Genomic DNA, 16408 nt, shown 5'->3' with positions numbered 1-16408 from the left:
AGGGCTGAGCCCCGTGCAATACAGGACTCAGCCCTTGGCGGCCTAACTTACCCGTCCAACTTTACGGGGTCAGTTCATTACGATGCGCCGTTGGCGTGGAACCCGCATCAAGCGGGCCCGGGGGAGTTCAGCGGACTCAGGCAGTGTGCTTCTGCGGCACCATGGTGCGCCAGAAGCGCAGCCCGAAGCGGCGCGCGTCGCGCAGGTTGCGGCGCACCGCGTAGTCGAGGTCGGCGAGCTGCTCGTCCAGCGCTTCGGTCAGGCGGCTGGCGGTGTCGGCCGGCGGCAGTTCCAGGTAGGCATCGGCCTCGCCGTAGGCGTACTGGACCTTCATGCCGGCCTTCTTGGCAATGTGCATCATCGCCGCGTTGCGCGACAGGCAGTGCATGTACAGCGTGCGCACATTGGTATTGCGGCCGTGGATCGCGGCACGCTCGAACAGCGCGCTGCCGATGCCGCGCCCGCGGGCGCTGCCCGACACCGACACGCCGAACTCCGCCACGCGGCCCTGGGCGTTGTCGCGCAGGTTGGCGAAGTGGCCCACGCCGATCAGTTCGAGCTTGTCGTCGTAGACGCCGAACACGCTGTCATGGTCGAAGTCGATGCTGTCGACATAGGCTTCGATCACGTGGTCGCCCACGGACTGGCCAAAACGGAGCAGGCGATCCTCCTCGCCCAGGGCGAGGAAATGCTTCAGCAGGCGCGAGCGGTGGTGGGCCGCCAGCTCGCGCACCAGTACGGTGGCGCGGTGGGTGGCCTGTGCGGCTTCGGCTGCCTTGCGCAGATCTTCGTCGGTCAGTGCGCCGACGGCCTTGCTCAGTTCGAGCGGGTTCACGATTATTTCCTTCCTAGTGCAGTCACAGATAAAAATAGCACTGCGTTGGTGTTCCGCCAGGCACTTTTCCCTGGCTCGGTGCAAGACTCGGGGGAAACACCATCTTGATGCGGCGCCAAAAGTATTGTAGTGGAATTGTCAGTTCGGCGTAAGCTTCCCGCATCGCAGCAGGCCGCCGTCTCACCATAGCATCAATAAAAATCGAATAAAATCAACAGCTTGAAAAAATGTGATGAATTGTTGCGTGGTGCCGGATGTGGATTTGGTGCAACGCCGCAATCCCGTGTTCTCCCGCATGTCCGTCTGACTTCCCCTTGCCTAGCCGATCGCCTTTGATGACCGAGCCCCCAATCGTTGTGATCTACGCGCACCCCACGCCCAGCCGTTCGCGCGTCAACCGTCCGCTGGCCGATGCCTTGGCCGCGCTGCCGCAGGTACAGGTACGCGATCTCTACGGCAGCTATGTCGACTATGACATCGACGTCGTCGCCGAGCAGCGCGTGCTGTCGGTCTCCGACACCATCGTGCTGCAGTTCCCGGTGCGCTGGTACAGCGTGCCGGCGCTGCTCAAGCTGTGGCTCGACGAGGTACTGGAGCCAGGCTGGGCCTATGGCCCCGGCGGCACCGCGCTGCGTGGCAAGTCCTTGCTGGCGGTGGTGAGCACCGGCGGCACCGCCGATTCCTACGGGCCGGACGGCACCCATGGCCACCCGATCGGGGACTTCCTGCTGCCGCTGGAACAGACCGCTTTGCTGTGCGGCATGAGCTGGCTGCCGCCGGTGGTGCTGCACGACGCCAACAATGCCGATGCCCAGGCACTGGCCGAGCATATCGCCCACGTCTGCGGGCGGCTGGGCACCGGCGCCGCGCCGGCGGGGGGGCAGGCATGAACCAGCACGACTTCCTGATAGCGCTGCTGGTGTTCCTGGTGGCGGCGGTGGTGGCGGTGCCGCTGGCGCGGCGCAGTGGCCTGGGCGCGGTGCTGGGCTACCTGCTGGCGGGGGCGGCGATCGGGCCGTTTGCGTTGCGCCTGGTGACCAATGTCGAATCGATCCTGCATTTTTCCGAGTTCGGCGTGGTGCTGATGATGTTCGTCATCGGCCTGGAGCTGGAGCCGCGCAAGCTGTGGGCGCTGCGCCGGAGCATCTTTGGCTACGGCGGCGCGCAGCTGGCTGCGTGCGCGCTGGTGATCGGCGCGGCGGCGGCGCTGGCGGGTGCGCCGTGGCAGGTGGCGCTGGTGGCGGGCCTGGGACTGGCGTTGTCGTCCACCGCGATCGCGCTGGCGACACTGACCGAGCGCAATCTCTTCGGCACGCCGGCGGGGGCGGCCAGCTTCGGCATCCTGCTGTTCCAGGACATCGCCGCGATCCCGATGATCGCGCTGTTGCCGCTGCTGGCCACGCAGGGCGCCGCAGGCGCGGGTTCGGGCGCGGCCGGCTGGCTGGCGGCGGGCAAGGCGGTGGCGGTGATCGGTGCGGTGGTGGTCGGGGGCCGCTACCTGGTGCGCCCGGCGCTGCGCTTTATCGCCCGCACCGACATGCGCGAGATGTTCACGGCGTTTGCGCTGCTGCTGGTGGTGGGCATTGCGTTGATGATGGACGCGGTGGGCTTGTCGATGGCGCTGGGCACCTTCGTGGCCGGCGTGCTGCTGGCCGATTCGGAATACCGCCATGCGCTCGAGGCCGACCTGGAGCCGTTCAAGGGCCTGCTGCTGGGCCTGTTCTTCATGGCTGTCGGCATGTCGATCGACTTTGCCGTGCTGGCACACTCGCCCTGGCTGGTGCTGGGTCTGGTGGCCGCCTTCGTGGTTGCCAAGACCGCGGTGCTGGCGCTGCTGGCGCGGCATTTCGCCATCGCCCGCGGGCAGCGGCTGCTGTTTGCGCTGCTGATCTCGCAGGGCGGTGAGTTCGCTTTCGTGGTGTTCGGCGTGGCCGGCACCGCCGGCCTGCTGCCGCGCGAGACCGAGGCCCTGCTGGTGCTGGTGGTGGCGCTGTCGATGGTGGCCACGCCCTTGCTGCTGCTGGCCTATGACCGGCTGGTGGCGCCGCGCCTGGGCAGCGGCAAGGCCCGCCCGGACGAGGCCATCACGCCGCAGCACAATCCGGTGCTGATCGCCGGCTTCGGGCGCTTCGGCCAGATCGTCGGCCGCCTGCTGTACACGCAGGGTGTGGGCGTGACGGTGCTGGACCACGACCCCGACCAGATCGAGTTCCTGCGCCAGTACGGCTTCAAGGTCTTCTATGGCGACGCCACCCGGCTGGACCTGCTGGAGGCCGCGGGCATTGCCGACGCGCGCATCCTGGTGGTCGCCATCGACGGCATGGACGAAAGCCTGGAACTGATCGACCGCGTGCGCCAGCGCTTTCCGGAGCTGCAGATCTACGCCCGGGCGCGCCATGTGTCACATATCTACCAGCTCAAGGACCGCGGCGTGCACCTGTTCGAGCGCGAGATGTTCGAGGGCTCGCTGATGCTGGGCCGCCGCGTGCTGGAGGGGCTGGGTTTCGATCCGGCCGAGGCCCGCAACGTGGCACTGCGTTTCCGGCGCCACAACATCCAGGCGATCGACCGCTTCTATCCGCACTACACCGACCAGAAGAAGCTGGTCTCGCTGGCGCGCCAGGCGCGCGACGAACTGGAAGAGATGTTCCGCCAGGACCGCGAGCAGCGGCGCCAGCGCGAAGAGGCCGAGTGGATGTGAGCGGCAGGGCGGCGGGCCGGCGCCGCGTCAGCGCGCGGCCGCGGCCCGGCCGGGCAGGCCGCCTTCGAGCAGGTCGACCACCATCTCGGCAAACTCTGCATAGGACAACCGGCCGCCCGGCTTGAGCCAGGTGAAGGTCCAGTTGATCATGCCGAAGATGGTCATGGTCAGCGCAGTCTGGTTCTCGCGCGTGACGCGCTCCGGGTAGGCCCGGCGCAGCAGGCGCGAGAACGCCGCGACCACGTCGCGCTCGCGGCCCAGGATCAGGTCGCGCTGGGTCTCGGCCAGGAACTTGACGTCGTTGATCAGCGCGATATGGCGCGTCTGCGAGGTCTCGTACTCGGCCAGGAAGGCGCGGATCAGGTTGCCGAAGGCTTCCTTGTCGGTGCGCGCGTGGCGCTCGGCGTCGGCCTCCACTTCAGTGACGAGCAGCATCAGCCGGCGCGTGTAGCGGTCCAGCAGGTCGAACAGGATCGCTTCCTTGCTCTCGTAATAGTGGTACAGCCGCGCCTTGGAGGTGCCGCAGGCGGCGGCCAGGTCGGCCATCGAGGTGCTGGGGTAGCTGCTGTTGGCAAAGGCGGCGGCGGCCAGGTCAAGGATCTGCTCGCGCTGCGCCTCGAAATCGGGTGCCTTGGTACGGGCCATATTCTCGTTTATTCGCCGCCGGTGCCACCGCTGCCGAGATGGCGGCGCAGTTCGCAGGTATCGAGCGAGTCAGCATTGCCGCGCAGCACCAGCTGGCCCATGGCGATCAGCTCGCGGCAGCGCCAGAACACGAACCAGTCGCTGGCCAGCAGACCCTCGATCGCGCCCATCACGCTGCCCACCATCTGCGCCGCGGGCGTCCACTCGGACGGGGCGCGTTCCATGATGATCTCGTCGATGGTGTGGTAGGCCGCCGGCACCAGCGTGTTGCCCTTCCAGAGCCGCACGTCGGCGTTTTCCTTGACGTTCTGCTGCCACTCGTAGCCGAGGCGGCCCAGGCGCAGCACCGAGACCGGGGCGATGGTGGAAAAGCGCCGCGCCAGCCGCGCGGGCGTGTACATGCCGATCGCTGCCAGGTTGCCCTGCGCGGGCATTTCCAGCTCGCGCAGGTCCATGGCGACTTCATTGATCCGCTGCGGCGCCTGGTACAGGTGGAACACCACCCGGCGCAGCATCAGCTGGTCGGCCGCGCTCTGGCCGTGCCAGATGGCCACTTCCATGTTGTCCTGGCGCAGTCCCTGGAGCTGGTCCAGCGCCTGGCGCATCTCGGCGCCGAAATCGATGTCGGTATGCGGGGCGACCCGCTGCCAGAAGCCGGAGCGGATCAGACCGGTGCTGTCGATGTCGGCCAGCGGGCCTACCGCCAGGTCGTCGCGCAGCACCACGACAGGGTCCGGCCGCGCAGCCTGGGCCAGGGCCTGGCGCAGGGTCGTGCCTGCTACATCACCGTTGACGACGTGGATATATTGCATGGCCGTGATTGTATATGGGTGGACGGTTCGCTGGCACCGCCGCGGCGGCGGTGCGACAGGCGCGATCGCCGCCCGCCCGGTCACTGTCCTGCAAGCATCGGGCCAGCCGGAAGCCGCCTGCCGCCATTGTAGTCACGGCCGGTGCTGGCCAATGTCGGCAATTGTCTGAATACGCACGCCCCGGCGTGCCCGGATCAGCGTTCGTCGTAGCTGACCACCACCCGCGGCGTCAGCGCCCGCGCCTGGCAGGTGAGCACGAAGCCCTTTTCCATCTCCCACGGCTCGAGCGTGTAGTTCTTTTCCATGTCCACCTGGCCCTCCAGCACCTTGGCGCGGCAGGTGCAACAGACGCCGCTCTTGCAGGCAAAAGGCAGGTCCAGGCCGGCGGCCAGCGCGGTGTCCAGCACGGCGTCTTCCAGCGGCAGGCGCATGCTGTGCTGCTTGCCGTCGAGCACCACCACCAGCTCGGCGGTGCCGGCATGGTCGGCGTGTGCCGGGGCCGGCTTGCGCCTGGCCTGGGCCAGCGGCACACCGAAGCGCTCGGCGTGGATGCGGTGCGGGTCGACGCCCGCGTCGCGCAGCGCCGCCTCGGCCTCGTCGATCATCGAGGCCGGCCCGCAGACAAAGGCCGCGTCGATGTCTTCCACGGGGATCAGGGCCTGCAGGAAGGCGGTCACGCGGGCATGGTCGAGCCGGCCATGCAGCAGGTCCACCTCCTGCGGCTGGCGCGACAGCACGTGGTAGAGCGTGAAACGCGCCAGGTACTGGTTCTTCAGGTCTTCCAGCGCCTCGGAGAAGATGATGCTGTCGACGTTGCGGTTGCCATAGACCAGCGTGAAGCGGCTGTGCGGCTCGGCCTGCAGCGTGGTGCGGATCAGCGACAGCACCGGCGTGATGCCGCTGCCGGCGGCAAAGGCCACGTAGTGGCGCGCGGCGCCGGCATCGAGCGGCACGTGGAAGCGGCCGTCGGGGGTCATCACGTCGATCACCTGGCCCGGGGCGATGGAGTCATGCAGGTGCGTGGAAAAGAGTCCGTCCTCGACCAGCTTGACCGCCACGCGCAGCTCGCCGTGCTCGTCATAGTCCTGCACCGCCGAGCAGATCGAGTACGAGCGGCGCAGGTCCTTGCCTTCGACCGGCGCCTTCAGCGTCAGGAACTGGCCCTGGGTGAAGCGGTAGGCATCGCGCAGCGTGTCCGGCACCTCGAAGGCGATCGAAATGGTGTCGGCGGTCTCGGGGCGCACCTGCGCCACGCGCAGCGGATGGAACTGTGGAGTCATGGCAGCCTGGCTTCGGCCCGGCGGGGCTCAGTAGGGTTTGAAGTAGTCGAACGGCTCGCGGCAGTCCAGGCACCGGTACAGCGCCTTGCAGGCGGTCGAGGCAAAGCGCGAGATTTCCTGCGTATGCATGCTGCCGCAGCGCGGGCAGGCCACGGCATCGGGCGCGCCCGCGCGGGCGGCGCGAGGCACAAAGCGCAGCGGCTGCGCCGCAGCCGGCGTGCCGCACTGGCCCGGCGGCGCTATGCCGAAGGCGCGCAGGCGCTCGCGCGCGGCCGGGGTGATCCAGTCGGTGGTCCAGGCCGGCGCCAGCACGGTGCGGATGCGCCACGGCGCCAGCCCGGCGCCGTCCAGCGCCCGGCCGATGTCCTCGGCGATCTGCGACATCGCCGGGCAGCCGGAATAGGTGGGCGTGATGACGATCTCAAGCGCGCCGTCGGCGGCGGTCAGGACATCGCGCAGGATGCCCAGGTCGCGGATCGACACCACCGGGATCTCCGGGTCCGGCACCGCCTCCAGCGCCGCCCATGCACGCGCGATGCGGCCGTCGGTGGCGCGGTCGTTGCGCAGGGGGAGGGCGGCGATGTTCATGTTGGTCAACCCTTTGCGCCGAAGCGGGCGCTTACCATTGCGCGCCCGGATGGGCCCGCGCCAGCCCCTGCATCTCGCCCAGCAGGTAGCTCATGTGTTCGGAGTGCACGCCGTGCTTGCCGGTCGAGACAAAGCTCGTGGCCTGGGGCAAGTCCAGCGTGGCGGCCTGCAGCGTCTCGGCGACGGTGGCGTCCCAGGCCGGGCGCAGCGTGGCCGTGACCACGCCGATGCCCTGCGTGGCGGCCTCGGTTTCGACCGCGTCCTCGGCAAAGCACTCGTTCATATAGGGCAGCAGGTGCTCCAGCGCGCGCTGCATGCGCGCGTGCGATGCCTCGGTGCCGTCGCCCAGGCGCACTACCCAGCCAGCCGCGTGGTGCAGGTGGTAGCGCGCTTCCTTGACCGACTTGGCGGCGATCGCGCCCAGCTGGTCGGCGCGGCTGGCCAGCAATGCTTCCCACAGCTCGACCATCAGCGCGCTGTACAGGAAGTTGCGCATGATGGTGACGGCGTAGTCGCGCTCGGCGGCGGCGTTGCCGGCCAGCGGGCCGCGGTGCGGCAGCTCCAGCAGCGTCCAGTTGCGGAAGTCGCGCTCGGCGCGCCAGTAGGCGTAGTCGTCCTCATGGCGGGGCAGGCCGGTCAGCTCGCCTTCCAGTTCGCCGGCGCGGCCGTACAGCAGCCGCGCCTGGCCGATCAGGTCCAGGCTGATGTTGGCCAGTGCGATGTCTTCTTCCAGCACCGGGCCGTGGCCACACCATTCGGCGTTGCGCTGGCCCAGGACCAGAGCGTTGTCGGCCAGGCGCAGCACGTAGCGCAAGCCCGCGGTGCGTGCCGGCGGCAGGTGGTCGAGCGAGGCGGGCGCGGTCGGCTGTGGGGACGCAGTCATGGTGCGGGCCTTACATGTGGTTGACTTCGTCGGGCAGCTGGTAGAACGTCGGATGCCGGTAGATCTTGTCGGCCATCGGGTCGAACAGCTCCGGCTTTTCCTCGGGCACGCTGGCGGTGATGGACGCTGACGGCACCACCCAGATCGACACGCCTTCCTGGCGCCGCGTATAGACGTCGCGCGCCATGTGCAGCGCCTGCTGCGCGTCGGCGGCGTGCAGGCTGCCGCAATGCTTGTGTTCCAGGCCTTGCTTGCTGCGTACGAACACTTCCCACAGCGGCCATTCCTTGCGTTGCATCGTTTGTCTCCGTCCTCGGGTGCGGTGTTCAGGCCGCGGCGCGGCTGGCGCGGGCTTCGCGTTCGGCCACCTTGGCGGCGTGCGCCAGCGCGGCCTCGCGCACCCAGGCGCCGTCCTCGTGCGCTTTCACGCGGGTGGCCAGGCGCTCCTTGTTGCAGGGGCCGTCGCCGTTGATCACACGCCAGAACTCATCCCAGTCCAGCGGGCTGTAGTCATAGTGGGCGCGCTCGGCATTCCATTGCAGGCCGGGGTCGGGCAGGGTCACGCCCAGCACGCGGGCCTGCTCGACCGTGGCATCGACAAACTTCTGGCGCAGGTCGTCGTTGGAGATGCGCTTGATGCCCCAGGCCATGGTCTGGGCGCTGTTGGTCGAGGCCGCGTCGGGCGGGCCGAACATCATCAGCACCGGGAACCACCAGCGGTCGACCGCGTCCTGCACCATCTCGCGCTGGGCCTCGGTGCCGCGCATCATCGCCAGCAGCGCGTCGAAGCCCTGGCGCTGGTGGAACGACTCTTCCTTGCAGATGCGGATCATGGCGCGCGCATACGGGCCGTACGAGCAGCGGCACAGCGGGATCTGGTTCATGATCGCCGCGCCGTCGACCAGCCAGCCGATCACGCCCACGTCGGCCCAGGTCAGCGTCGGGTAGTTGAAGATCGACGAATACTTGGCCTTGCCGCTGTGCAGCGCGTCGACCAGGTCATCGCGCGAGGCGTCGAGCGTCTCGGCGGCGGAATACAGGTAGAGCCCATGGCCGCCTTCATCCTGCACCTTGGCTAGCAGGATGGCCTTGCGCTTGAGCGACGGGGCCCGGCTGATCCAGTTGCCCTCCGGCAGCATGCCGACGATCTCCGAGTGCGCATGCTGCGAGATCTGGCGCACCAGGGTCTTGCGGTAGGCCTGCGGCATCCAGTCCTGCGGCTCGATCTTGCCGTCGGCGGCCATGCAGGCGTCGAACGCGGCCTGGCGGGCGGCTTCGTCCTGGGGCGCGCTGGCCGGTGCCGTATCGGCGTGCTGGCCGGGCAGGTCAAGACTCTGCGTGTACATGGTGTCTCCTCTGACGGGATGCCGCTCGGATCGCGGGCAGTGCTGGCCCTATTATATATATGCCGACCGGTCGGTCAATTTAAGGGAAAGCCCGCTACCGTGGCCGTGGCTTGATCCCGCTCGCCTCGTGGCGGCTGCCGCACGTGTAGTATCGAAGCCAGGCGGCGTTACCGCCGCCATCCCTTTCCAACGGAGGCAATTCCTATGACTAGCGCGGCATACAGCAAGATCGTGGTGGCGGTGGACGGCAGCAGCACGTCCGACCTGGCGCTGGGCGAAGCCATACGCGTGGCGGCCCCGGGCGGCGCCACCGTGCTGGCGCTCTATGTCGTGGACACCGGCACGCCCATGTTCGATGCCGGGTACTACGATCCGAGCCAGCTACAGAAGGCGTTCGAGGAAAGCGGGCAGCGCGCGCTGCAGGCCGCCTCGCAGCGGCTGGCCGCGGCCGGCGTGGCGCATGAAACCCGGCTGGTGACCGAAGCGCCGGTGCCAGGCGACATGGGGGCCTCGATCAACGAGGCCGCGCGCCAATGGGGCGCCGACCTGCTGGTGATCGGCACGCACGGACGCCGCGGCGTGCGCCGTCTGATGCTGGGCAGCGTGGCCGAGGCGGTGATACGCCAGTCCACCATGCCGGTGCTGCTGGTGCGCGGCGAGGCGAAGGCTGACTGAACGGCCGAATGAAATCATGCCCCCGATCGGGGGACGCCAGGGCACGCGACGGGACTCAGCCGGAGAAGCGGAAATGGCCGCTGCGCAGCACGATCTCGCGCGCCTCGGTCAGCTCGAACAGGCTTTCGGCCAGGCGCTCGATGCGCTGGCGGTTGCTGGTGAAGGCTGCGACCAGGTCTTCCTCGCGCGGCGAACGCGCGCCGAAATGGGCCTCGAGGGCCTCGGCGGTGACGGAATACAGGGTGGGACTGCCGTTGACCGTGGCGGGGCAGGACAGCGTGAGGCTGGCTGCGCAGTAGGTCGGGAGGCTGCGAGGGAACGTGATGTCGGACATGGCGTGCCTCGTGCTGGCGGCGGGCGTATTAGATCAATATAGGCCATTGCCGCGTTCCGTAAAGCCCGGCCAGTACGCTGGCCGGGCCGGCAAGCTTCTTTCTTGACGCCGCTCAGGTGCTGTGTGCCCGCCGGCGCACCGGCGGCTTGCGCGCGGCCGCGCCCAGCGTGCGCAGGTCCGCCACCGCGGCATGGGCGGCGGCGATATGCGCGGCGGCGTAGTCGGCCTGTTCCGCCAGGAAGGCGTCGAGCGCGGCAGCGGGTGGCAGCGCAGGGCGCTCGGTGTCGCCGGCAGTGTCTGCCAGGCCCGGCCGCATCGCCAGCTCGGCCAGTTGGGCTTCCAGCTGCGTCAGGAGCGCGCGCACTTCAGCGCCGGCGGGAAGCGTGAAAACGCCCGACTCTACCCCGGCTCGCACCACGCCGGCCAGCGCGGCCATGCGGCGCGCGCTCGCATGCACGCGCTGGTAGGCCCCGGCATAGTCCGGCGTCAGCGCGCCGGCGGTCTGTGCCAGCGTGAGTTCGGCGCGGGTGGAAGCCCGTCCGGCGGCAATGCGCAAGGCTTCCAGCCGCGGCACGGCAAGCGGCGTCGTGGCCTCAGCCACGCGGCTGGCCGCGAAAGCGGCTCGCAGGTAGACCGCGTTGACCGCCACCGCGTCGACGGCATGGCGGAACACGCGCGACATCTCCACGCGCGGTGCCAGCACATAGTACGTGGCCAGCGCGATCAGGCAGCCCAGCGCGGTATCGATGCCGCGCAGCGCGGCAAAGTGGCTGCTGTCGACGGCCGGCGCGCCCACCCATGAGAACAGGATCACGGCCGGTGTCAGGCAGAACGCGAACGCCCCGGGCTGCCCGGCAAGGCGGCTGGCATAGGCCCCGGCCAGGAAGGCCGCGCTGATGCCCAGCGCTACCACCGGCGCCGGATGGAGCAGGCCGATCACACAGGCGCACAATGCGCCAGCCAGCGAGCCCGCAAAGCGTTTCACGGAAACCTGCCGGGTAGTCTGCAACTGGGGGCTGAGCACCATAATCACGGTCACCGCCACCCAATAGCCATGGTCCAGCCGCCACCACTGCGCCGGCAGCAGGCTGAGGCTGCCGGCCAGCGCCAGGCGCAGGGCGTGGCGCGTGGCCAGGGCATCGCCTGCGGCGTGGTCGGCCAGCCCGCGCAGCATCTGCGCCAGCCCGTGCCCGATGCCGCGCCGCGGCCAGCGGAAGCTCGCGCGCCATCGGTCGAAATCCGGATGGCGCGCCAGGGCGGATAGTGCCGACTGGTAGGGGGGCGGGGCGCTGGCATTGGCCACGGGCGCGGTCAGGCGCCGCAGTTCGTGGCGCAGCGCCGCGCTCAAGGCCGGCAGGTCGGGCGCGTGCCGCGCCAGGGCCTGGCCAACTTGCTCGCGGGCGTCGGCGATGCAGCGTGCGATATGACGCAGCGGCGGCTGCATCGGCAAGCCCTGGGCGGTGCCGGCGCGCTCGCGCAGCTCGCCCGCGACGATCAGCAGCGCAAACAGGGCGTCGGCGACACCCACGGCATAGCCATAGTGCAGGAGCGTGCTGGCGTCGTGCAGGCTGCGTCGGGCCTCGATGGCCCCGCGCGCAGCCTCGATGCGGTTGCGGATGTCCTGCTTGCAGGTGGCGAGGTCATTGCCGTGGCGGGTGTCGGCGAGTGCCGTGGCGAGCCGGACCAGCGCGTCGTAGGCGGCCACGATCTCGGTGCGTGGCCGGTCGTCGCGGGTCGACGGGATCAGTGCCAGGCAAGCCAGGCACGCGAACACGCCGCCGCGCAGGAAGTCGAGCCCGCTTTGCAGGGCCTGCACGGCGAGCTCAGGCCCGGCCGCAGGCTGCAGGCACGCGGCCACCAGCACGACATAAAGCAGCTTGGCCGCCAGCGCACTGGCCGGGCCGCGCGTCTCTGCCAGGCCTGCGGCAAGCCCTCCCGCCATCACGACCAGTACGGCCAGCCAGGGCGAAGGCGCGACGGCCGCGCCCAGCGCGCTGGCTACCGCCCCGCCAATGCCGACCGCTCCCAGGCTGGATAGCCGTGCCGACGCCGTGCCTTGCCGGTCCGCCAGGCAGGTCCAGATCGAGGCCGTTGCCGACCACAGGTAGCCTGCATCCCCGGTCAGCCAGCCAATACCGGCAAGGGCCAGGAACGACAGTGCATAGATGATCCCGCGCCGGAGCAGCACGGGGTCAGGCCAATAGCGGGCAAGGAGGGCGGAGGCGAACATGCGGGCCGGGATCCACGCGGGCCTGCCCGGTCGGGCGCCCGTCGTGAGACCACTCTACGATACCGTTTGCTGCATTGCAACAAAACTGGCCTGTCGGCCGCAGCATCAGGTCGCCGCACCAAGGTGGCGCGAGCAAGCCCCGTGGCGAGGATCCAAGCACGATTGCTGCGCCAGCAGGCGCAAACGTACACAGGGGTTGTGACAGTTTCGGCGCGAAGGCGAAAAAAAACCCACGCAGGTTGTGCGTGGGTTGGAATCCACCGAGGTGGTGGAGGAGACAGACTCCAATATACATGGTTTGTTGCGACGCACCAAGTGGTCATGTGTCAATGTCCGACATTGCGCACAATGGTGTTGTATCGATGCGACAAAATCCGGTTTCGGACCATTCATGTCCCTAGCGGAACAGATATGCGGCACCTACGGCACACATGATCCCGGCAGCATCGGCCACCAGTGCACAACCCAGTGCGTGGCGCGTATTGCGCACATTGATGCTGCCGAAGTAGACCGCCAGCACATAGAAAGTGGTCTCGGTCGAGCCCTGGATGATCGCCGCCAGCCTTCCCTGGAACGAGTCCACGCCATAGGTCGTCATCACATCCACCATCAGCCCGCGCGCGCCGGCGCCGGACAGGATCTTCATCAGCCCGACCGGCAGTGCCGGCACGAAGTCCGTATTGACGCCCAGCTGGGCAAAGCCCAGCGTCAGCCAGCCCATCAGCACGTCCATGCAGCCGGTGGTCCGGAACAGGCCGATGGCTACGAGGATCGCCACCAAGTAGGGAATGATCTGCACGGCGACGCCAAAACCTTCCTTGGCGCCATCGATAAAGGCTTCATAGACATTGACCCGCCGCAGCGCGCCGCAGACCAGGAACAGCGTGATCAGCGACAGGATGAAGCCGGCGCCGGCCAGTGCCGTCACGCTGCCCACCTGCTCCGGCGGCGCGTGCCGCAGCCAGGCGAACATCCCGCCCAGCAGCGCCGCGACCAGCCCGAACGCCACCAGCACGGCCGGGCGCAGCAGGTTCAGCCGCTGCACCCACGCCACCGCCAGCAGGCCGGCCAGGCATGAGCCGCCGGTGGCCAGCAGCGTCGGCAGGAAGATATCGGCCGCATTGAAACCCACCAGCCCCTGCTTGACCGCAATGGCCTGCCGGATCGCGATCACCGAGGTCGGGATCAGCGTCAGCCCGGCCGTATTCAGCACGATGAACATGATCTGCGCATTGGTGGCCACGTCCGGACGCCGGTTCAGCGTCTGCAGCTCGCGCATGGCATTCAGGCCGAGCGGCGTGGCGGCATTGTCCAGCCCGAGCAGGTTGGCCGACACGTTCATCATCATCGCCCCCTGGGCCGGATGCCCCTGCGGCACGCCGGGGAAGAAATGGCGCAGCAGCGGGTTCACCAGCCGGGCGAAGGCATCGACCACGCCGGCGCGCTCGCCGACCCGCATGATGCCGAGCCACAGGCTCATCACCCCGGCCAGGCCGAGCGCGATCTCGAAGGCCGTGCGCGCGCTGTCGAACAGGCTCGCCAGCATCGCCGGGAACACGGTGAGATCGCCGCTGGCCAGGCGGACGCAGGCGGCGACAAAGGAAATCAGGAAGAAACCGAGCCAGACAACGTTCAGGGCCATCGGAATGCGGGAAGCGGGGAAATCGAAGCCGGGGAGATTCCCGGCACGGCGTGCAGCTCAGCCGATCACGGCCCCGCGTTCGGCCAGCAGCTCGCGCAGGATCGAGCGGTGGCAGTGCGCCTCGTTCTCGCAGTAGCAGCCTACCGAGAAATTGGTCTGGTGCGACAGCGCCGCCAGCAGGTCGAGCGTGCGGCTGGCGTCCGGCTCGGCCATTTCCTTGCGGAAGTGCCGCACGAACGCCCGCCATTGCTTGTCATCGGTGGCCTGCAGCGCCTGGGCCACCAACTCGGGCGATGGCGACAGCACGGGATACCAGACATCGTAGAAATCGCGGCTGGCAAACTCGGATTTGGGCACGCCCCGCGGCGGCCGGCGCACAGTGCCGATGCGCAGGCCTTCATCGGCCGCGCGCGGCGTGCCCAGTCTTACGATTCGGATGGTCATGGAGGGTCCCGCTCATGTCCGCCGACGCGTGTGCGTCCGGCTAAAGTCCCAGATCATGAATCATGGTGTCGCGCATGACAAACTTCTGCACCTTGCCCGTCACAGTCATCGGCATTTCCGAGACAAAGCGGATATAGCGCGGAATCTTGTAGTGGGCAATCTGGTCTCGGCAGAACGTCCGGATCTCTTCCTCGGTGGCGCTCTGGCCGGTTTTGAGCACGATCCAGGCGCAGACCTCCTCGCCGTACTTCTGGTCAGGCACGCCAAAGACCTGCACTGCCTGCACCTTGGGATGGCGGAACAGGAATTCCTCGATCTCGCGCGGGTAGATGTTCTCGCCGCCACGGATCAGCATGTCCTTGACCCGGCCGACGATGTTGCAGTAGCCCTCGTCGTCAATGGTGGCGAGGTCGCCGGTGTGCATCCAGCCGTCGCGGATGGCCTCGCGGGTGCGCTCGTCGTCTTCCCAGTAGCCTTGCATCACGGAATAGCCGCGGGTGCAGAGCTCGCCGGTGGCGCCGGTCGGCACGACCTCGCCGAGGGCGTCGACCACCTTGCATTCCAGGTGCGGCTGCACCCGGCCGACGGTGGCGACGCGCTTGTCCAGCGGATCGTCGGTGGCGCTCTGGAACGAGACCGGGCTGGTCTCGGTCATGCCATAGGCAATGGTGACCTCCGACATATGCATGTCCGCCACCACGCGTTTCATGACCTCGATCGGGCAGGGGGCGCCGGCCATGATGCCGGTGCGCAGGGTCGAGAAGTCGAAGCGGCTGAACTCCGGATGGTCCAGCTGGGCGATAAACATGGTCGGCACGCCATGCAGGGCGGTGCAGCGTTCCTCGCTGGCCGCCTGCATGGTCGCGAGCGGATCGAAGGCCTCGCCCGGGAACACCATGCAGGCGCCGACCGAGACGCAGGCCAGCACCGACAGCACCATGCCGAAGCAGTGATAGAGCGGCACCGGGATGCACAGTACGTCACTGTCGCCAAGTCGCATCGCCATGGCGACAAAGCGGCCGTTGTTGACCACGTTGTGATGCGTCAGGGTGGCGCCCTTGGGGTTGCCGGTGGTGCCGCTGGTGAACTGGATATTGATGGCGTCAAGCGCGGAGAGCGTGGCGGTCACCGCGTCCAGGCGCGCAGTATCGGGTTCGGCCAGCAGTGCGTCGTAATTGAGCATGCCGGGCGTCGCCTCGCCTCCCATGCGGATCACCCACTGCAGCCGGGGCAGCCGGGCGGCGCGCAGCGCACCCGGCTCGGCTTCGGCCAGCTCCGGTGCCAGCGCCTGGAGGGTGGCCAGGTAGTCGCTGGTCTTGAAACGCGCGGCCGTGATCAGCATGCGCACGCCCGCCTTGTTCAGCGCGTATTCCAGCTCCGCCTGGCGGTAGGCCGGATTGATATTGACCAGGATGGCGCCGATGCGCGCGGTGGCGAACTGGGTCACCAGCCATTCGGGCCGGTTCGGCGCCCAGATGCCGACGCGGTCGCCCGGCTGGATCCCGCGCCGGAGCAGGCCGCTGGCCAGGCGATCGACCTGGTCGCTGAACTCCGCCCAGCTCCAGCGCACACCATGCTCGCGGAACACCACCGCCGGGCCGCCCGGGTTTGCGGCGACCGTGCGCGCCAGCAATGCCGGAATCGTCTCATCAGACAGGGGGATGTCGGTGCTGCCGGCGACCAGGGAGAGGCCGGGCGTCACGGGTCGGGTCATCTTGTCTCCTTCAACTGCTCTGCTTGGCATTCGACGTCTATATATAAAGAAGGCGTCTCGGGTTGGGCCAACGCCCACGGCCTCAGCTTACGCCGAGGCGCCGCTGGATGCTGTCACCACCGCGACATTTGCGCCTCGTGCGCCGCTTTTGCGAGGACTTCGAATTATTTCGCGAAATCGCTTGCCAGTCGCTCCTGCGTCCCTTAATATTCGCCCCCTCGCAACACAACGCAGCGCTGCAAAGCAGACGCAGCAAGGGTTGCGGGGTCGACCGGGATG

Annotated in this window: 16 protein-coding genes; 3 read left to right on the top strand and 13 right to left on the bottom strand. The window is 68.3% G+C overall.

The window, feature by feature from the left end; translation table 11 throughout:
• Positions 1-136: 136 nt before the first annotated feature.
• Positions 137-835 carry a GNAT family N-acetyltransferase gene (locus AC3WLE_RS30145; protein ID WP_010813461.1) on the bottom strand — a complete coding sequence of 233 codons (699 nt, stop codon included), beginning with the start codon at positions 833-835 and terminating at the stop codon, positions 137-139.
• A 335-nt stretch (positions 836-1170) separates the two neighbouring features.
• Between AC3WLE_RS30145 and kefF the strand changes: the two genes are divergently transcribed.
• Together kefF and kefC are read left to right on the top strand one after the other, a co-directional pair.
• Positions 1171-1725: a glutathione-regulated potassium-efflux system oxidoreductase KefF gene (gene kefF / locus AC3WLE_RS30140; protein ID WP_492321664.1), complete on the top strand. Its 555-nt coding sequence runs from the start codon at positions 1171-1173 to the stop codon at positions 1723-1725.
• On the top strand, positions 1722-3536 hold the full coding sequence (kefC, locus tag AC3WLE_RS30135; protein WP_492321663.1) for a glutathione-regulated potassium-efflux system protein KefC: 1815 nt from the start codon (positions 1722-1724) through the stop codon (positions 3534-3536). The genes kefF and kefC overlap by 4 nt, the downstream gene beginning before the upstream one ends.
• A gap of 27 nt (positions 3537-3563) precedes the next feature.
• Here kefC and AC3WLE_RS30130 read toward each other — a convergent pair whose 3' ends face one another.
• The 7 genes from AC3WLE_RS30130 to paaA form a co-directional block, all read right to left on the bottom strand.
• The gene (locus AC3WLE_RS30130) at positions 3564-4181 is read right to left on the bottom strand and encodes a TetR/AcrR family transcriptional regulator (protein WP_010813464.1); all 618 of its coding nucleotides are present in this window, start codon (positions 4179-4181) and stop codon (positions 3564-3566) included.
• Between the two features lie 8 nt (positions 4182-4189).
• Positions 4190-4993, bottom strand: a complete 804-nt coding sequence (locus AC3WLE_RS30125) for a DUF1835 domain-containing protein (protein ID WP_010813465.1) — start codon at positions 4991-4993, stop codon at positions 4190-4192.
• A 194-nt stretch (positions 4994-5187) separates the two neighbouring features.
• Entirely contained in the window at positions 5188-6273 is a 1086-nt protein-coding gene (gene paaE, locus AC3WLE_RS30120; RefSeq protein WP_492321662.1) for a 1,2-phenylacetyl-CoA epoxidase subunit PaaE, read from the bottom strand.
• A 27-nt stretch (positions 6274-6300) separates the two neighbouring features.
• The gene (paaD, locus tag AC3WLE_RS30115) at positions 6301-6861 is read right to left on the bottom strand and encodes a 1,2-phenylacetyl-CoA epoxidase subunit PaaD (protein WP_492357547.1); all 561 of its coding nucleotides are present in this window, start codon (positions 6859-6861) and stop codon (positions 6301-6303) included.
• 31 nt (positions 6862-6892) lie between these two features.
• On the bottom strand, positions 6893-7744 hold the full coding sequence (paaC, locus tag AC3WLE_RS30110) for a 1,2-phenylacetyl-CoA epoxidase subunit PaaC (protein ID WP_492357546.1): 852 nt from the start codon (positions 7742-7744) through the stop codon (positions 6893-6895).
• Between the two features lie 10 nt (positions 7745-7754).
• The gene (paaB, locus tag AC3WLE_RS30105) at positions 7755-8042 is read right to left on the bottom strand and encodes a 1,2-phenylacetyl-CoA epoxidase subunit PaaB (RefSeq protein ID WP_010813469.1); all 288 of its coding nucleotides are present in this window, start codon (positions 8040-8042) and stop codon (positions 7755-7757) included.
• A 28-nt stretch (positions 8043-8070) separates the two neighbouring features.
• On the bottom strand, positions 8071-9090 hold the full coding sequence (gene paaA, locus AC3WLE_RS30100) for a 1,2-phenylacetyl-CoA epoxidase subunit PaaA (RefSeq protein ID WP_010813470.1): 1020 nt from the start codon (positions 9088-9090) through the stop codon (positions 8071-8073).
• A 204-nt stretch (positions 9091-9294) separates the two neighbouring features.
• Here paaA and AC3WLE_RS30095 point away from each other — a divergent pair, with 204 nt between their 5' ends.
• Positions 9295-9765, top strand: coding sequence for a universal stress protein (locus tag AC3WLE_RS30095; protein ID WP_492321659.1), 471 nt, complete (start codon positions 9295-9297; stop codon positions 9763-9765).
• A gap of 55 nt (positions 9766-9820) precedes the next feature.
• Here the strand turns inward: AC3WLE_RS30095 and AC3WLE_RS30090 are convergent, their stop codons facing one another.
• The 5 genes from AC3WLE_RS30090 to AC3WLE_RS30070 all read right to left on the bottom strand — a co-directional run bounded on the left by AC3WLE_RS30090 (position 9821) and on the right by AC3WLE_RS30070 (position 16129).
• Positions 9821-10099, bottom strand: coding sequence for a DUF1488 family protein (locus AC3WLE_RS30090; protein ID WP_492321658.1), 279 nt, complete (start codon positions 10097-10099; stop codon positions 9821-9823).
• 112 nt (positions 10100-10211) lie between these two features.
• Positions 10212-12329 carry an FUSC family protein gene (locus AC3WLE_RS30085; protein WP_492357545.1) on the bottom strand — a complete coding sequence of 706 codons (2118 nt, stop codon included), beginning with the start codon at positions 12327-12329 and terminating at the stop codon, positions 10212-10214.
• A 397-nt stretch (positions 12330-12726) separates the two neighbouring features.
• Positions 12727-13971, bottom strand: a complete 1245-nt coding sequence (locus AC3WLE_RS30080) for a nucleoside recognition domain-containing protein (RefSeq protein ID WP_492357544.1) — start codon at positions 13969-13971, stop codon at positions 12727-12729.
• Positions 13972-14028: 57 nt separating this feature from the next.
• Positions 14029-14415, bottom strand: coding sequence for a DUF488 domain-containing protein (locus AC3WLE_RS30075; protein WP_340522989.1), 387 nt, complete (start codon positions 14413-14415; stop codon positions 14029-14031).
• Positions 14416-14455: 40 nt separating this feature from the next.
• Positions 14456-16129 carry an AMP-binding protein gene (locus tag AC3WLE_RS30070; RefSeq protein ID WP_492321655.1) on the bottom strand — a complete coding sequence of 558 codons (1674 nt, stop codon included), beginning with the start codon at positions 16127-16129 and terminating at the stop codon, positions 14456-14458.
• Positions 16130-16408: the final 279 nt, after the last annotated feature.

The sequence above is a fragment of the Cupriavidus sp. FW306-1B-F12B genome (assembly GCF_058781795.1).
Note: the sequence above shows the minus strand (reverse complement) of the source record. Positions and strands in the feature narration are given on the sequence as shown.